The 16,414-nt window shown below is 59.5% G+C and carries 16 protein-coding genes and 1 pseudogene; 2 read left to right on the top strand and 15 right to left on the bottom strand.

Features of this window, described 5'->3' with window-relative positions; translation table 11 throughout:
* Nucleotides 1-2: 2 nt before the first annotated feature.
* Genes PUT78_RS17620 through PUT78_RS17610 form a run of 3 tightly spaced genes read right to left on the bottom strand, consistent with a single transcriptional unit; the run spans nucleotide 3 to nucleotide 5,173 of the window.
* Nucleotides 3-1,079: a hypothetical protein gene (locus tag PUT78_RS17620; protein WP_274353590.1), complete on the bottom strand. Its 1,077-nt coding sequence runs from the start codon at nucleotides 1,077-1,079 to the stop codon at nucleotides 3-5.
* A complete protein-coding gene (locus PUT78_RS17615) occupies nucleotides 1,076-3,904 on the bottom strand; it encodes a hypothetical protein (protein ID WP_274353589.1) in 2,829 nt (942 codons plus the stop codon). Before PUT78_RS17615 ends, PUT78_RS17620 begins: the two co-directional genes overlap by 4 nt.
* A 39-nt stretch (nucleotides 3,905-3,943) precedes the next feature.
* A complete protein-coding gene (locus tag PUT78_RS17610; RefSeq protein ID WP_274353588.1) occupies nucleotides 3,944-5,173 on the bottom strand; it encodes a Druantia anti-phage system protein DruA in 1,230 nt (409 codons plus the stop codon).
* 302 nt (nucleotides 5,174-5,475) lie between these two features.
* Here PUT78_RS17610 and PUT78_RS17605 point away from each other — a divergent pair, with 302 nt between their 5' ends.
* A complete protein-coding gene (locus PUT78_RS17605) occupies nucleotides 5,476-5,982 on the top strand; it encodes an IS110 family transposase (protein WP_274353587.1) in 507 nt (168 codons plus the stop codon).
* Nucleotides 5,983-6,057: 75 nt separating this feature from the next.
* A complete protein-coding gene (locus PUT78_RS17600; RefSeq protein WP_274353586.1) occupies nucleotides 6,058-6,435 on the top strand; it encodes a transposase in 378 nt (125 codons plus the stop codon).
* Here PUT78_RS17600 and PUT78_RS17595 read toward each other — a convergent pair.
* The 12 genes and pseudogenes from PUT78_RS17595 to trbK-alt all read right to left on the bottom strand — a co-directional run.
* Nucleotides 6,377-6,886, bottom strand: a pseudogene (locus PUT78_RS17595) (integrase core domain-containing protein); the annotation flags it as partial. The gene PUT78_RS17600 and the pseudogene PUT78_RS17595 overlap by 59 nt on opposite strands.
* A complete protein-coding gene (locus tag PUT78_RS23830; RefSeq protein WP_420793516.1) occupies nucleotides 6,807-7,073 on the bottom strand; it encodes a hypothetical protein in 267 nt (88 codons plus the stop codon). The pseudogene PUT78_RS17595 and the gene PUT78_RS23830, both read right to left, overlap by 80 nt.
* Before the next feature lie 248 nt (nucleotides 7,074-7,321).
* The gene (istB, locus tag PUT78_RS17590) at nucleotides 7,322-8,113 is read right to left on the bottom strand and encodes an IS21-like element helper ATPase IstB (protein WP_274353585.1); all 792 of its coding nucleotides are present in this window, start codon (nucleotides 8,111-8,113) and stop codon (nucleotides 7,322-7,324) included.
* Nucleotides 8,103-9,632, bottom strand: coding sequence for an IS21 family transposase (istA, locus tag PUT78_RS17585; RefSeq protein ID WP_274353584.1), 1,530 nt, complete (start codon nucleotides 9,630-9,632; stop codon nucleotides 8,103-8,105). Before istA ends, istB begins: the two co-directional genes overlap by 11 nt.
* A 97-nt stretch (nucleotides 9,633-9,729) precedes the next feature.
* Nucleotides 9,730-9,963: a hypothetical protein gene (locus PUT78_RS17580; RefSeq protein WP_274353583.1), complete on the bottom strand. Its 234-nt coding sequence runs from the start codon at nucleotides 9,961-9,963 to the stop codon at nucleotides 9,730-9,732.
* On the bottom strand, nucleotides 9,960-11,186 hold the full coding sequence (locus tag PUT78_RS17575) for an ATP-binding protein (protein WP_274353582.1): 1,227 nt from the start codon (nucleotides 11,184-11,186) through the stop codon (nucleotides 9,960-9,962). The genes PUT78_RS17580 and PUT78_RS17575 overlap by 4 nt, the downstream gene beginning before the upstream one ends.
* 151 nt (nucleotides 11,187-11,337) lie before the next feature.
* A complete protein-coding gene (locus PUT78_RS17570) occupies nucleotides 11,338-11,565 on the bottom strand; it encodes a DUF2274 domain-containing protein (protein WP_274353581.1) in 228 nt (75 codons plus the stop codon).
* A 2-nt stretch (nucleotides 11,566-11,567) separates the two neighbouring features.
* Nucleotides 11,568-12,704 carry a TraB/TrbI/VirB10 family type IV secretion system protein gene (locus PUT78_RS17565; protein ID WP_274353580.1) on the bottom strand — a complete coding sequence of 379 codons (1,137 nt, stop codon included), beginning with the start codon at nucleotides 12,702-12,704 and terminating at the stop codon, nucleotides 11,568-11,570.
* Nucleotides 12,701-13,669 (bottom strand): P-type conjugative transfer protein TrbG, encoded by a 969-nt coding sequence (gene trbG / locus PUT78_RS17560; protein ID WP_274353611.1) that lies wholly within the window; start codon nucleotides 13,667-13,669, stop codon nucleotides 12,701-12,703. The genes PUT78_RS17565 and trbG overlap by 4 nt, the downstream gene beginning before the upstream one ends.
* Nucleotides 13,670-14,082: 413 nt before the next feature.
* Entirely contained in the window at nucleotides 14,083-14,772 is a 690-nt protein-coding gene (gene trbF, locus PUT78_RS17550) for a conjugal transfer protein TrbF (protein ID WP_274353579.1), read from the bottom strand.
* Nucleotides 14,769-16,145, bottom strand: coding sequence for a P-type conjugative transfer protein TrbL (trbL, locus tag PUT78_RS17545; RefSeq protein WP_274353578.1), 1,377 nt, complete (start codon nucleotides 16,143-16,145; stop codon nucleotides 14,769-14,771). The genes trbF and trbL overlap by 4 nt, the downstream gene beginning before the upstream one ends.
* Before the next feature lie 2 nt (nucleotides 16,146-16,147).
* Nucleotides 16,148-16,408, bottom strand: coding sequence for a putative entry exclusion protein TrbK-alt (gene trbK-alt, locus PUT78_RS17540; protein ID WP_274353577.1), 261 nt, complete (start codon nucleotides 16,406-16,408; stop codon nucleotides 16,148-16,150).
* Nucleotides 16,409-16,414 lie beyond the last annotated feature (6 nt).

Here is a 16,414-nt window from a genome sequence, read left to right as displayed (position 1 = left end):
TCTTACGCGTCCGTCGGCGCCAGCCACAAGCTTTCCTGAAGGTTTTTTTCTTCTTCTGCCGCCTCTGCCACGGGGATCTCGTACGCGAACAAGCTGCTGCTGCGTGGACGTTCGTGACCGAGAACCATCAATCGGCGCTGCGCCCAGAGTGGCAACGGCGAAAAGAAATCGAAACGAACACCGGCATCTGTCGAGCCGCGCCGGTATTGCTGTGGCTGTCCCGCACTGCGGTCGATCGCCATTTGTAGATGCCACGCGGCATCGCATCCGCGCCAACGATAATGCTTGGGAGGCAGATCGACGATGCGCTTCAGCGTGCCATCAACGAGTTCGGCAAAGCTCCAGAGGGGCGCTCCGAACTCCTGCGGGCGGCGTGCGACGAATGTTCCGGTCTGGCCACTCGGTGCGCTCCATCGGCCGCGATAGTAAGTGACCTTGGTATCCCGATCGAGTATTTCGAGACCGGATACCGGGCCGCACGTCGGCTGAGAGGCCAGTTGATTTTCGAAACGTTGGATCAGTTGTTCTGGGGCTTGCGCCTTAGGCGATCTGAGCCAGACGGCCTCGGACAACTGATGCAACCCGTGCGCGATCAATTGCTCGATCAGATCCTCGCCGGGCTCAGGCGCGATAAACTGCGTCACGTGGGAGCGGATCACGCGCCGGGCCAGGTGTTCCGGCAGGAAGCCATCCTGATCGGGAGCGAATCCGGTCAGGAAGATGTTTCCGGTACGGCGAACTACAAAAGATGGTGGCGCTGCAAATACCCAAGTTCCCTTGACCTCAGGATCATCGGTCGCGACGTCGGATAACTCCAACAAGTCGCCGGCGACGATCATGGCCTCAATCAAATTGTCCAACTGATCAGCAAGTGCGCCGCGATCCGGATTTAAGTATGCGAGGCTTTCTGTGAGGGCAGCACGCAGCGCGGACCTTGAACATGGACAGTGTATTCCTGCTGCACGACGCAAGAGGCCGGCCAGCAGGATGTCGTCAAGCCCGGAAGGCTCGGTCCCTATTCCAAGCGAAGCCCGGCAGTAGCCTAAAACCTCATCCGGGGTGAGTTCGGTGATTGTCATTCCCACCTCGGCAGCAATTCTGCAGGTCCATTGTCCGCGCAGGCGTGGCTAAGTGCGACAATGCGAGCGCCGCGCAGCAACAGTGGCTTCGCCATGATGCGTTTGAGAAGCGCCGGCAGCCTGTCACGGTAAAGGCGCGGCACCTCGTGCGGCCGACTGGCTATGTCGACTGCCAGGGTGCAAAGCGCTTGATCGGAGCAAACGCCATAGCGCGCGGCCAACTCGGCATACCAACTCGCGATCGCCTTTCTTCCTCCCTCGATGCTCACGGCATCGCGCCGCAGCACGGCCGGAAAACCACCCCTGTGATCAAGCAACGATTGCAGATGATCGAAACCATTCTCCCGATCATTGCTTCTCATGAAAGCAGCCTCGGCCCGGCCCCAGTCTCGCCCGGCCAGGGCGCCGTGGAGACGAGTGGTCAGACCAATCACCACCTGAGCCCGCCGCGCGTTGGCAAGGAAGCCTGCGAGCCGCGCTGTCCTCCAGTAGCGCAATATTCTCATATGCTTGATGATAGATTTGGGACTATCGGCAATACTGTCGTAGACAGGCTGAACGCCCAAGCCCTCCAAGCCGCTGCCGGACAGCCCGGTGCTGACGATTACCAAGTCCCGGAACTTACCGTTTTGGGTGATAAAGAGCCCGCCTGGGGACTGAACATCGAATCCCGAAAGGGCACTCCCAGCATCGAGGCGCTCGATCCGGGTTGGCGTCTCCATGCTGAAAAAGCGGCATTTCGGTTCCGCGCCTTCTTGCCCCGTATCGTCGACAAGCCGAAGCGAAACAGCTTCGCCTCGATGGCGCAGTACCCAGCGAACCGGCAGTGCATCGTGATCGAACCGAACATCGAACCGCCCAAGTTCCTGCCCCTCGATAGTGAGAAGGCCAGAAGCGGCTTCAAGGTAGCGCCACTCGGCATTTTCCCGCCGCAGGTACTCCAGAAATCGCTTTTTCCAAGTTTCCGGGAAGATCGGCAGGTCCATCGGTGGACAGACCTGAGCACTGTAGATCTCCTCGCCTTTGGCATCCTCAAGGCTCACATGCGGGATGACCTGACGGCCTTCGGGTCCGAAAACCGTGAGGTCCAACTCATTTTCCCAAAACACGTCCAGTGCGGCGTCATGCGGGTTGCTCGTGACCACCAAACCTACATGCGAGTTCGTCCCGGGGATCCACGGTTCAGGTTCGCGTACCCTGAGCTCCAGATACCCCTCATGCGTGGGCACCCCCCCGAGTCCATCCAGAGCCGCACTGCGGCGCGCCTTGACGTTGAGCCGATGTGTCCCCGCCGCCAGTTGCGGTAGCTGAATGAAGGTTGGTTCTCCCGGTTCCCCGGCCTGGAAGGCCATTGCCGCGCCGTCATCGAGTGTGACGATGTAGGAGTCCACCGGGTGATCCGGAACGATTCCGAAACACGGGCTCTCGGATGTCAGCCATTCACTGCGCCCTTCTCCATCCCAATTCCGGCCGGGCAAACCCGCAGGCCAGACACGGATGGTTCTTGCAAGTTCCAGATTCCGCCTCCGCAGCCATTGCATATAATCGTCGGACACATCGGAAGGCACCGAAACTCGGACAGCGCAGATATCGCTGCAGTCGATGGCACAACCTGTCATGCCTTCTTGCAAGTCTTCAAATTCATCGGGCGACGCCAGGATGTAAGCATAACCGGGGCGCATCAGGCGGCTGACAATTTCGCGGGCGGTGCCGTCGCCGCCGATGCGAAAGAGCCAAATCGGGCCTGGGCTCATCCGGCATTCGCTCTCAAGAAGATGATCAACGACTCCGTTGGGTGACTCGAAACTGACCAGCGGTCTGGACGGGTCTGGCCATGCCTTAAGAACCGCACGGCGGTTACCGGACAGGACCCAGCCAGCCGGCCGCCTGACGTCATCGCCGTTCAACTTCGAACGGGACTGCCGAAGAAATTGCCGAATATCCGGGTTGACTGCGGCAATTGCCTTGAAATTGGGGACGTCAATCACGAGCGTCCAACGCCCGTCGCCGACATATCGCAAGCGCAAATCGGGCCGGATATCAGGCCTGGCTTCCTGCAACTGCCGTTCCGCTGAAGCCTGGACTTCACCGGAAGATGTAGGCGCGGCGCCGCGACCAATGCCTTTGAAGCGGTCAGCTACAACGCGACTCGCTTCTCTCAGCCAACTGCGGGCGTGTCGCATCTGCTCAAGATCGGCAACGATCCGATCGAGCGTAGCGGGCAGAAGCGGCTCTTCACCTTCACGTAGATCTTGGTGCAGAAGCGCAAGGACGATACGGCCGACCAGTTCTTCTTGCTGGAGAAACTGCTCGAATCGTGTCGACGCATGGTAGACATTATTGGCGATCAAACGGCCAATTACCGCAGGCTCGATCGTCGTCAGCCGCGCAAGCATGAATCGCAGATCATATAACGTCCGGGCAAACTGCTGCTGCAGATAGCGCGGTAAGACCGCATGGGTGATTGGCCAGGCGATTATGCTGAAATGCGATGCCCATGGTCCGGAAGGAACCACGCCATTGTAGGTTGATTGGAATTTCGAGAACCAAGCCGTAACCCGGTACCGGTCTCGGGAATCCCAACCAGGTGTGACATCCTCAAAAGACTGCCAATATTCACCGCCTTCGTAGGTGTATCCCCTCTCTGCTGCGTAGATTGTCCAGAGCAACCAGTGCGGCGCCAGTCTCAGCCCCGTATTGAGGCGTGCCCGTAGTTGCTTGCCGATTTCCTCCAGTTCACCTTCATCCAGGCCATGCTCCAGCGCAAAGAGAGGAAACCCGGACGTCGCGCGACGCTCTGCAAGCGACGCAAAATGCCGCTCCATTCGCTCCTGCCATTGGTCCAAAGGCACAACCATGGCCGACTATGACCCCGAGGCCGTATCCTTGAACAGGTCGGAGCTTTTAAGCTGGTTGCGCAGCAGACGGGTCTGATTTCCAAAGAGGTCAACAAGATCGCTCGAATCCCAGTCCTTGAACTCAGGCCTGCGCTTGGCGCGAGGCACCATCCAGCGCTCAAGCGCCAGTTCAGATATTTCTTTGGCAGAGAGGAGTTCTCCGACGTCAGGCTTCCCCTTGCCGGTGTGCAATATCTTGACTGCGTTCTTGGCTAGTTCACAAATGAAGACCTCACGCTGAATTCCGTGCCGCAACATGTCTTCCTTGAACCCGAGCGCTGAAAGTGCTGCCCTTGTAGTTCGCAAACGCCAGTTTGGCCCTTGGCCAAAACGGTGCTGGTCTGCATAGTTATGGTCGATATCGCGCAGGTAATCGCGCAACTCCAAAAATAACCGATCCGGTATATGAAAGTGCCCCCAACCTCCTGTGTAGCCGATAGATTTCAGATACTGCTGCCCCCCAAGCTTGAGACGATTGTAGACCGACGATCGCCCCATTGATGACGATGTGGTAACAGCGAGCAGTCGCGCCTTTTTCTCCTCTTTCGAGATTATTCCGGTGGAACCGCCATAGGTGCGCGCAAAATCGTCGTATAAGTCCCGGCTCCGAAGCAAGCAGGCTACAAGTTTCCCGCCCAGCAACTCGTTGTAGGGAGGGATGGCTCCAAGAACGTAAGCATCCATCACGTTGACGAGACGGGCGCTTCTGTCATGGCTGTCCCAGCCAATGAGTCTGTCCCTAACCGCAAGGTTAAAGACCGGGTCTCCGATGGCAATGAGGCCCATCAGCTTACCGTTGCTTTCATCCCAGACGAGATACCGCAGCCGCCTGCCGAACCCATTTGAAACCGGAACTGACCATGTCAGCGACGCGAGGCGAAACAGATCGCCTTGCGGAGTTCCCGCAGATACGCGTTCGAGTACCGGTGATATCCTCGTAGGATCAATTTCCTTGCCAGACGCAAAATGCCTCAGCAGCTTCTCGGTCTTGGCAGCAATGAACTCGCGGTTTACCCAGAGCCGCTCTTGCCGTTGCGCGCGGTGTAGTGTGCGAACAATGTCCTTACCGGACCCTCGAATGCGAAGCGCACCCTCGTCGGACTTCTCAAAGCCTAGTGCATGCAGATGTCGGCGCAACTTCCGTTTTATATTAGCCTCGCGAGAGGCAACATTGATTATTGCGTTTTTGCCGTTCATTCTATCCCCCCGCCGGTCGTCTACATGCCTACTCTATACTACCGTCCGACGACAAGACTACCTAGCCGTATCCGCTAAATGTCGACATTGCCGTGTCGGACCGGTCAGCGCAATCATGACCCTTCTGTAACTGGGTTTTGCTAAACTGGCCCCGGCCCCGGCCAGGGCCGATGGCGGGGTGGTGCGCGACGTCTGACCCTTGTGGCATGACCACGTTTCTTAGCCTTTCGGCACCGCCTCTCTTCATCGTCTCGAACAGTTGATTGCGGCCTTGCAGGACCGCGCACCAGAAGGAAGAGAGCATGGACGATCTATCACATGGCCGCGTTATCGGCATAGATGTCAGCCGCGATTGGCTTGACGTTCATTGCCTCCCCGATGGGCACTGCTGCAGAGCCCCAAACACCCCGGCAGGTCATGCTGTCGTAGCGGATCTTGCCCGGGATCGGGATGCCGTTGTCTGCTTTGAATCGACTGGCGGTCAGGAATGGCCGCTCTGGGTGCTTTTGGAGGCAGAAGGTGTAGCGGCCCGCCAGGTGCCCCCCGCTCAGGTGAAGGCGTTTGCACAAAGCCGTGGCACACGCGCCAAGACCGATCGGATCGATGCGGAACTCATCGCCCGCTTCTTTGCTTTCCGCCCCGAAGCAGGACGCAGTCTCCCCGCAGAAAAGCTACGCATTCTCAGAGCCTTGACGTCAAAACGAGCACAATTGGTCGAGATGCGAAAACGGCTACTGGCCCAAATCCGCGCACATCAGAAACTGGGCACCGCCGCGATGTTCGAGGACCTCGGCACCGAGTTGAAGTAACGGATCGACAGCCTGATCAAGGAACTGGAAGACCGGATCACCCGGGCCATCGCGAGCGATAATCAGCTGTCGGAGATGGCCGGCGTTCTCCGTTCCATCCCGGGCATCGGCCCGGTTGCCAGCACGGTTCTGATCGCAGAAATGCCCGAGATCGACACCATCACCGGCGAAGAAGCCGCCGCACTCACCGGCTTGGCCCCGGTCGCGCATGACAGCGAAACCCTTCGCGGGAAACGAGCAATCGCCGGTGGTCGCCGTGCCCTGCGGCACGTGATGTTCCAGGCGGCCTTAGTCGCAGCACATCACAACCCAAGCCTGAAGTCATTCGCAGATCGCCTCCGAAAGGCTGGCAAGCCGCACAAGGTCATCATCACCGCCGTCGCCAGAAAGCTGGTCACCATCGCGAACGCGCTATGCAAGAACCGACAGAAATGGGCGGCCCCGGCGCCCTGAGAGATACAGTTGCTAACCATAAGGTGTTCAGTCCCGGCATCTGTTGGATCGGGTTTAGGATGAATCTGTCTGGCTCGGATGTCCAGATCTTGCAGATGTATTCATAGGGCGTGAGACCGCCGAGGGTCTTGAGCCTGCGCGCGAAGTTGTAGGCTGCCATGAAGTCCGCCAAGTGGGTGCGCAGTTGGTCGTGGTCATCGTAGTGGAAACGCTTGACCGTCGCGTCTTTGATCGTGCGGTTCATGCGCTCCACCTGACCGTTGGTCCACGGATGGTTTGGCTTGGTAAGGCGATGCTCGATACCATTGGCCTCACAGATCATGTCGAAACGCATTGGCCTTGAATATGCGGTGTTGCGATTGCGTGGTTGCTCAGCGAACTGGATGCCGTTGTCGGTCAAAATGGTGTGGACGCGATAAGGCACTGCTTCGAGCATGATCTGCAAGAACTCTCAGGCGGACTTCCTGTCTGCCTTCTCGACGAGTTGGGTCACCACGTTCTGTGATGGTGCTCGAGTGCAGTTGGCATCGTGCTCCCAGTCGATCAAGCGCGAATCTGCCGATCCCTTTGGCTCCGGTCCTGGTGCGCCCAAGCTTGGATGAAGAATCAAGTTCTTTGTTCGCTGTTCCGATGACCATCCATGCCTCACGGATGGCGTCGTTTCCCATACCCGAACCATCATCGATCACTGTGATCGTCACAAGGTTCCGAATGAGCGCGGCCTCCGGACTTTGCTCATCGGCGAGGCACGGCAAAAGATTAGCCGTTTTGCCAGAAAGATCGTAGTGGTTTTCGGGATTCAGGCCCCAACCTTGTTGATTGTCACTGAGACCTGACCCGGCATTTTCATCGAGATCTGACCCACCCAGTGGTTATGCTCTCAGCGCTATGTTGTCGTCAATGCCGCTGTCTCCTTCCTTTTCTTTTTCGCTGTCTCGGAGCTGGCCTTGAAGCGGTAGCTGTCATTGCCGGTCTCGAGAATATGGCAGCGATGAGTGAGGCGATCGAGCAGCGCGGTGGTCATTTTGGCGTCGCCGAAGACGGTTGCCCATTCGCTGAAGCTCAGGTTCGTGGTGATGATGACGCTGGTGCGTTCGTAGAGTTTGCTTAGGAGGTGGAAGAGCAATGCGCCGCCTGATGCACTGAATGGCAAATATCCCAGCTCATCCAGGATCACCAAATCAGTTTTCACCAGCGCCTCGGCGATCTTCCCAGCCTTGCCTTGGGCTTTTTCCTGCTCCAGAGCGTTAACCAGTTCGACGGTCGAGAAGAAGCGCACGCGTTTGCGGTGATGTTCGATTGCCTGAATGCCAAGGGCCGTTGCCACATGTGATTTCCCGGTTCCGGGGCCGCCGATCAGCACCACATTCTCGGCACCATCCAGGAATTCACAGCGATGGAGTTGGCGCACCAAGGCTTCACGGATTTCGCTGGCGGCAAAGTCGAAGCCGGAGAGGTCCTTGTAGGCCGGAAAGCGGGCGGCCTTCATGTGATAGGCGACGGAACGCACCTCGCGTTCTGCCATTTCGGCTTTGAGCAGCTGTGACAACATTGGCATGGATGCTTCGAAAGCGGGTGATCCCTGTTCAAGCAGATCTTGCACAGCATGTGCCATGCCAGGCATCTTCAAGCTCCGCAGCATGATGACGATGGCAGCTCCCGCTGGATCATGACGCATGGCGTGTTCCTCCCGTGGTGCGTAGCACGTCGTAGCGCGCGACATTGGCCTCGGGTTCTTTGCTCAGAGAAAGGGCTGGCGGTGGGGTCACATCGGGTCGGTCTGTCGGTGTTCCGTCCACCAGCCTGTGAAGCAGGTTCAGCACATGGGTCTTGGTGGGCACGCCAGCCTCCAGTGCCAGGTCCACTGCACACAGCACGGCCTGTTCGTCATGATGCAAAACCAGCGACAAGATATCGACCATCTCTCGGTCTCCGCCTGGCTTACGTAGTATCTTCGCCTGCAATTTGCGGAAGGGTTCCGGCATCTCGACGAATGGCGCGCCATTGCGCAACGCTCCGGGCTTGCGTTGAACTACTGCCAGATAATGCCGCCAGTCATAGATGACGCGCCCTGGCTGGCGGTGGGATCGTTCAATGATGCGCTCATGCGTGCAGACCACATGGCCTTCTGCCACAACCACCAGCCGTTCAGGGTAGATGCGCAGACTAACAGGACGGTTCGCGAAACTGGCTGGCACAGAATAGCGGTTCCGATCAAAGTTGATCAGGCAGGTGGGTGACACGCGCTTTCTCTCTTCGACAAACCCGTCGAACATCGTGGGAAGTGGCATCAGGGTCGGCTTCTCGACCTCCCAGACATCGGCAATGCTTCCGGGCAATGCTCCATGTGCAGTCTCAGCCCAAAGAAGCTTGCAGCGTTCTTCCAGCCAACCATTCAGCGCTTCAAGGTCCGGGAAGGCTGGCATGAGCTGCCAGAGCCGGTGACGCGCATCACGCACATTCTTCTCGACCTGTCCTTTCTCCCAGCCCGCAGCTGGATTGCAGAACTCGGGATCAAAGACATAGTGGCTGGTCATCGCTAAAAACCGCGCATTCACATCGCGCTTCTTGCCAGCCCTAACCCGGTCGACGGCGGTCTTCATATTATCGTAGATGCCGCGTCCCGGCACGCCCTCAAACACCCGGAAGCCATGCCAATGCGCATCGAACAGCATCTCATGTGTCTGCAGCAAATAGGCCCGCACAAGAAACGCCCGGCTGTGCGACAGCTTGATATGGGCCACCTGAAGCTTGATGCGCTCACCGCCGACATAGGCCAAGTCCTCGCTCCAGTCGAACTGGAATGCCTCGCCAGGCTGGAACACCAGCGGCACGAAGACCCCGCGATCTGCCGTGCGTTGTGCGCGCTGTCGTTCGCCCTTCCAGTCCCGCACGAAGGCCGCGACCCTCTCATAGGAACCGTCAAATCCAAGCTGCACCAGATCGGCATGCATCTGCTTGGCCGTGCGCCGTTCCTTGCGTGATTTGCGCTGCTCAGACACCAGCCAGGCTGTCAGCTTCTCAGCATACGGATCCAACTTGCTCGGGCGGTCCGGTGTTTGAAATTCTGGCTCGACAATCCCCGCCCGCAGATACTTCTTGATCGTGTTTCGAGATACACCCGTCCGCCGTGCAATCTCGCGAATGGGCATCCCGTCACGCAACGCCCACTTCCGAATAATTCTCAAAAATCCCATGTCTAACACTCCGATAATCCCCAGCTGATTCACGCCGGGGAAAGGTTGCACATGGGTCAGTTCTCGGTGACAATTTTGGTCGCTGCAGGGTCAGGTCTCAGTGACAATCAACACCCCAACCTGACAATCGGTCGAATTCGTCCTTTGATATCTTCTCCGGAACCCCCGTGTAGGTTGGCGATATCCGGACAATGCAGAACGAAGCATCGGCGTCATAGGAGTTCTTGACCAACTCGCTGATCGCGCTTTCTGCGGTAGCGACATTTTCGCGCCCAATCAGGCGAGCCGTTCGGGCAGAAACTCGAAATGGGACTTCTTGAACATTATTCATGACGAACTCCAAAGGCTCGAAAGCGGGGCCGCGAAGATGTTCTCTCCGAAAGGAACGATCTTATCGTGATCATAGAGCACCATCCCCTGCACGAACTTATCCCCGCATGCATCGGCCAATTTCCGCATGCCGGAAAAGTCAGCCGCTGATACGGTCGCTGAAGACTTGACTTCAATCCCGATGACGTCGCCGCGACGATTCTCCAAAACCAAGTCTACCTCGTTCTTATCCTTGTCCCGGAAATGAGCGAAAGAGCATTTCTGTTCGCTCCAAGAAGCGATCTTACGCAGTTCGCTGAACACAAAGGTTTCCAGGATCGAGCCGAAGCAAGTTTTATCCTTCGCAACCACATCTGGTGACACGTCGCGCATCGATGCGAGCAGTCCAGCATCGAGGAAGTGCAGCTTGGGCGACTTTGTCAGACGCTTCAGACGGTTCGAGAACCATGGTTGTAATGTATGAACAAGATAGAGGCTCTCAAAGACGCTTACATATTTCCGTGTCGTCACGTGATTGAGATCAAGCGCGCCGCCGATGGCTGAGTAATTGACCAACTGCCCTGAATGTTCAGCGAGCACGGACAGCAGTTTAGGCATGACCGCAAGCTGATCGATTTGAGCCACGTCGCGCACGTCACGCTGAACGATTGCATCAAGGTAACCGTGGTACCAGTCTTGCTTGCGCGCCCATCTTTTCCGACCAAGTGCCTCCGGATAGCCGCCGGACAAAACGATCTCGATCAGTTCATTGCCAACGACTATGTGGTCTGCCGAAGGCATTTCTCCTGCAAAGGCTCGATCGATGAAATTCGACTTGGTGCCAATGATCTCAGATTGGCTTAACGGCAGAAGCCTGATGACTTCCATGCGCCCGGCAAGGGAATCTGCAACCTTCGGGAGGGTCATGAGGTTGGCCGATCCTGTTAGGAGGAAGCGACCTGGAGTCTTGTCATCATCGACCAAGTTCTTGATCGCGAGGAGTAGGTCGGGAACACGTTGCACCTCGTCGATCACGGCACGATCCAGACCACGGACGAACCCGACCGGATCATCGACTGCGGACCGCAGTACGTTGGCATCGTCCAATGTCAGGAAAGGTGTCCTGTCGGCTGCGACATCCATTGCGAGTGTCGTTTTCCCCGACTGACGCGGCCCGGAGATCAGAACGACGCGAGTGTCTGACAGCGCCTCCTCTATTCTCTCCTTAGCGAATCTCGGGTACATGTTCAGCTTGTCTCTATTCGGCCGATTGGAGTTACGCACCTGACCGATTGAAAGTCAAGTGCCGACCATTTGAAATCGGCGACCCGACCCTTTGAAACCAGAAGGTAGGACAATCGAAAGACTACACGCGCGGAGCACCGAGTTGATGGGATCAACTCCCCCTTTCCACGCGCCGCGCCTTGGCAAAACCGCGATCCGTGGCGATGAAGCGTTCCAGCATAGGCACGATGAGTCTCACGGGTTCGGCGGCGGGCTGCCCCGTTTCGCGGGCTAGCACCTCGGCATAGGCGAGCAGATCGCGGTGAAGCGACGCCGGCAGCTCTACCGTGACCTTCACGGGCTTGTCGTCGGACAGCGGCCCCAGCTTCAATTTCGTCATGGTCAACCTCCGGCTGGTTCGAAAACTAAATCGCGGGTTACGATGACCCTGACCGGGAAGCCCGGGCGGATGGTGAGCGTCGGCGCGACCTGCAACTGGCGCTGGACGATCTGCTGACCTGCCTGATTGATGGTGTCCTGCGCCCCGTCACGGATGGCGCGAATCAGGCGGTCCTCGTCGCTGGCGGCGAGCTCGGTTCCGACTGAAAGCAGCGTTGAGAGTCCGGCAGCCTTCATCAGATCCCACCAATGATAATCGACGCCATCCTCAAGACCCACGTAACCGCTGACGTCTGCGCCCGGCAAGCGTTCCAGAACGATGGAGCGTCCACCCGGCAGGATCAGTCGGTTCCAGACGAGCAGCACCCGGCGCTGACCAAAGGTCACGCCGTCATCGTATTCCCCGATGATGCGCGTGCCTTGCGGGATCAGGAGCAGCGAGCCGGTCGGGCTATCATAGACGTTTTCGGTCACCTGCGCTGTTATCTGGCCCGGCAGGTCGGAACGGATGCCGGTGATGAGTGCCGCCGGAATCACCGAACCGGCCTGCAGGATATAGGGCGAGGCAGGCGGCACGACGCGATCCGGGGCGACGATCTGCCGGTCCGCAGGGGCGTTCAGGAAAGCCGAATGCCGATCCTGCGTTGCCGGCTGCCCGCCAAGGTCGAGACCGGCAAGGCCTGCGGCTGTTCCGGCTGGCGTCCCTGTGCGCGGTCCGGACTGGAAGAACACATTGCTGAGACGTGCAGCCTCTTCCTCGGCACGGCGGCGTTCTTCCTCCGGATCGACGGCAGGTGTCATTATTGCGGGCGGTGCAATCGGTTGCCCACGCTCCTGCGCATCGAGGATCGGGCGGCCGAGATCACCGGGCAGCGCTGGCCCCAGAACCGGGCCGGTATAGTCGCCCGGAAGTTCGTTCAGACCATCCGCCGTGGGCCGGTTCTCGGTCGAATAGAGTTCGCCCCCGCCCTGTCCGGCATCGCGGGTCTGAAGCGCGTAGACCAGCGCTCCGCCGATGCCGAGAAGCGCGACCGCAGCAACACCCGCCAGCATCTTGCGGGACAGGCGGGTAACACGCGGCGGCTCGGCACGCAGCCGCATCGGGGCAGTAGCGTCCATAATGTCAGTGTTTTCAGTCATGACCGCGAACCTCCGGTGGATGCGGGTCGGGTGGTTGCCTGCTGCTCTTCGATGCGTGTGATCCTGACCGTTTGCTGCCGGTTACCGCTTCCAAGGCGCAACTCAGCCGCGCCGAACAGCCGGTCCACGATGAGGGTATTCTGATGGACACGACTGTTAACGACCTGCGGCTCACCATCGGCGCCGAGCACGAAGAGCGGCGGCATTTCGCCCTGCACGATGCCGTGCGGGAAGATGACATAGACACGGCGGCCATCGTCGAAGACGGTGATCGGCCGCCAGGGTGGCGTGTCACCAGTCAACCCATAGCGATAGTTGCGCCCGACCTCGGCCGGAATGACAGGCGCGGCCGGAACGGTCTGGCGCTGGCCGGCTGGCGGCGCGGGATAGGCCCATGCCACGGACGGCATATAAAGGGCTTCGCGGGCGCGCAGTTCGATCATGTAGGTGCGTTGGTCTGTGGTCACGACAAGGTTGGTCGCGATGTCAGGACGGGTCGGCTTGACGAGAATATGGACGCGACGGTTTGCTCCCGATCCGCTCTCGGTGTCGCCGATGATCCAGCGGGCAGTATCTCCTGCTGCAATCGGTCCCGCGCCGGTCAAGCTCTCGCCCGGCTCCAGCGCGATACTGGTGATCTGGCCGGGGGCGGCATAGACCTGATAGAGCGCGCCTTCGCTCCATGGGTAGATCTGGATAGCGTTGTAGTAACCTTCCCGGCGTGGCTCGACACGTGCGGCAGCATTGGCGTTCTCCACACGGCCAGCCGACGTTTCAGCAGCCGCGCCGCCGCGCCCGACAGTCCAGGCCGGGGGCGTATGCAGCGGACGCGGCCTGTCATCGGCAGCGGCCATCTGGACACTGGGCAGCGGCGGCACGTCGTCGTCGTAACTGAATTGCGGTGTCCTATTGGTCGCGCAGCCCGCCAGAACCAAACTGGCAAACGCGAGACCCCATGAATACATAAAGGGACGACGAAACAATCTTTTAGGAGAACGGGGCACATGATTCAGACCGGCAGTATTGACACGAAACTTTCGCTTTTCTCGGAACATTGGCGTCCGAAAGTGATCGCCAGCCTCAACCGGCAGGAAGTGAAGATCGTCAAGGTCCAGGGTGTCTTCCCCTGGCATCATCATGACGACTGCGAGGAGATGTTCCTCGTTTGGAAAGGACGTTTCCGTGTCGAGTTCCGCGACAGGATCTGTGATCTGGGACCGGGAGAGTTCGTCGTCGTCCCGCGTGGCGTCGAGCACCGGACAGCGGCCGACGAAGAAGCGGAGATCCTGATCTTCGAGCCCGCCGAGGTGTTGAACACCGGGAATGTCGTTGATGACACCTTCACGGCTCCGCAGGGGGCGACAATCTGAGGTGGTGATCATTGGCTCATCTCCCGTGACCATGAAATCGCGTTGACATAGATGCCGAGTGGGTTGGCGCGCAGACGTTCGGCGTCGCGCGGGGTCTGGATGACAATTGTCAGGATCGCGATCCAACGCTCGGTTGTGGAAAGCTGGCCATTCTCATAGTGGCGCTCAGTCCAGGCAACGCGAAAGGAATCCGGCGATGCCCGGATCACCGATGACACATCGACGGCGACCTGCTGGCGGCCGACGCGGGTGAACGGGTCGTTGGCGCGGGCGTAGTCGTTCAGGGCTGCTGCGCCGCGATCCGTGGTGAACTCGTAGGCGCGCAGCCAGTTCTGCCGGACAATGATGGCGTCGGCGGGGATCGCGCGAACCTGCTCGATGAAGCGGCCGAGGTGGAAGGCGATCTGGGGATCGGTGGGACGATAATCGGCAGCCGCCGGGGCGACGGTCTGCGCCTGGCCGAGATTGTCGACCTGAACAACCCAGGGCACCACTGTCCCGCGCGCCGACTGCCAGACAAGGGCAGCGGCGAAGCCTGCCGAAAGGATCAGACAGCCAAAGGCCATGAACCGCCAGTTTCTCGCCTGCGCACGGGCCGAGCCGATACGCTCGTCCCAGATCTGCGCAGCCTTCTGATAGGGAGTCTCTGGTTCCGGCGTTTTGCCGTAATGCGTTGCAGGTCGTCTGAAGAGGTTCATGAGCGGTCCCTTTCGGAAAGGTTGACGGAGGAGCCGCCACCGTGGCTGTCGCCGGAGCGGACGGCGTGCGCGGCCATGGTCGTCCCGTGGTTCATCGCCTGAGAGCGCTGCATCCGCTGCGCCCAGGCGGGCGGCGTGCCCGCAGTTGAGGCTGATGAAACCGCAGCGGAAGCTCCCACGTCACCACCGACATTGTTCATGGTGGAGGTGCCGCCGCTCGCACCGAACCCGGCCTTTGCGCCCTCGGAGAAGCTGGAACTGACGGTCTGGGATGCCTGAGCGGCGGCACGTTTGAGGGGCGAGATGGCAGCCGATCCTGTTGCGCGGGCGACGCCGCCAAGCCCGGAGGCAATACCGGCAGCTCCAGTCTGACTGAGCGAGCCGAGGCTGTAGGCGGCAGAGGCCGCCCCTGCGGCGGTTGCCCCGCCACGAACGGCTGCGGCTCCGCCTGACAGAGCCGCAGCGCCACCTTTCGCGCCGAGCATGGCCGCGCCACCTGCGGCCGCACCACCCGCCAGCACCATGCCGCCAGCAGCAAGGCCAGTCCCCACAGCTGCGCCCGCGCCCAGTTGCGGGCCACCCGAAACAAGGCCGGTGGCGATGCCGGGACCAAAGATGCCGAGCCCGAGTAGCGAAAGCGCCGCCAGTACGATTGCCATCGCGTCGTCTATCGTCGGCGTTACTCCGCCAAAGCCTGCGGTGAACTGGCCGAACAGCGTCGAGCCGATACCGATGATAACGGCGAGCACCAGCACCTTGATGCCGGATGAGATGACATTGCCGAGCACCCGCTCGGCCATGAAGGCCGTTTTGCCGAACAGACCGAAGGGGATCAGCACGAAGCCCGCGAGAGTGGTCAGCTTGAACTCGATCAGAGTGACGAAGAGCTGGATGGCGAGGATGAAGAAGGCCAGCACCACCAGTGCCCAGGCGAAGAGCAGGCAGGCGATCTGGATGAAGTTCTCGAAAAACGCGATCCAGCCCATGAGGTCGGAGATGGAGTCGAGCAACGGACGACCGGCATCGAGGCCGGTCTGCGCCACCCGGCCTGGCCGCATCAAATCTTGTGCGGAAAACCCGCTACCTGCCGCCATAAGGCCGAGACCAGCAAAGCTGTCGAAGACGATCCGGGCAAGAGTGTTCCAGTTGGAAATGATGTAGGCGAAGACGCCGACAAACAGGGTCTTCTTGATCAGCCGGGCGATAATGTCGTCATCCGCGCCCCAGGCCCAGAACAGCGCAGCCAGCGTCACGTCGATGACGATCAGGGTGGTGGCGATGAACGCCACTTCGCCGCCAAGCAGGCCAAAACCGCTGTCGATATAGGAGGTGAAAACTCCCAGAAAATTGTCGATGACGCCGGTGTTGCCCATGCTCAGCGCGCCTCGTTGCGGCCAAGGAAGCGATCGCGGCTTTCTGCCCAGGTGGCGAGGCAGTCGGGATCGCTCACTGCGGCCTCTCCCAGTTGCTGGCAACGGCGCAGGCTCTCGCGCAGCGGATCGGCCGACGGTTGAAGAGCTGGCGCAGGACGGGGCGCGGAAGGTTCGTCCTTCCGCGCCATTTCGATGGCGGTCACTGTCAAGGCGATGGCGATGAATACCACGGGCCCGAGTCGGGCCAGCATCTTGCCATCCATGGCGTG

The sequence above is a fragment of the Roseinatronobacter alkalisoli genome (assembly GCF_028745735.1).
Taxonomy (GTDB): domain Bacteria; phylum Pseudomonadota; class Alphaproteobacteria; order Rhodobacterales; family Rhodobacteraceae; genus Roseinatronobacter; species Roseinatronobacter alkalisoli.
The sequence above is the reverse complement of the archived record's forward strand: the minus strand, read 5'-3'. Positions and strand labels throughout refer to the sequence as shown.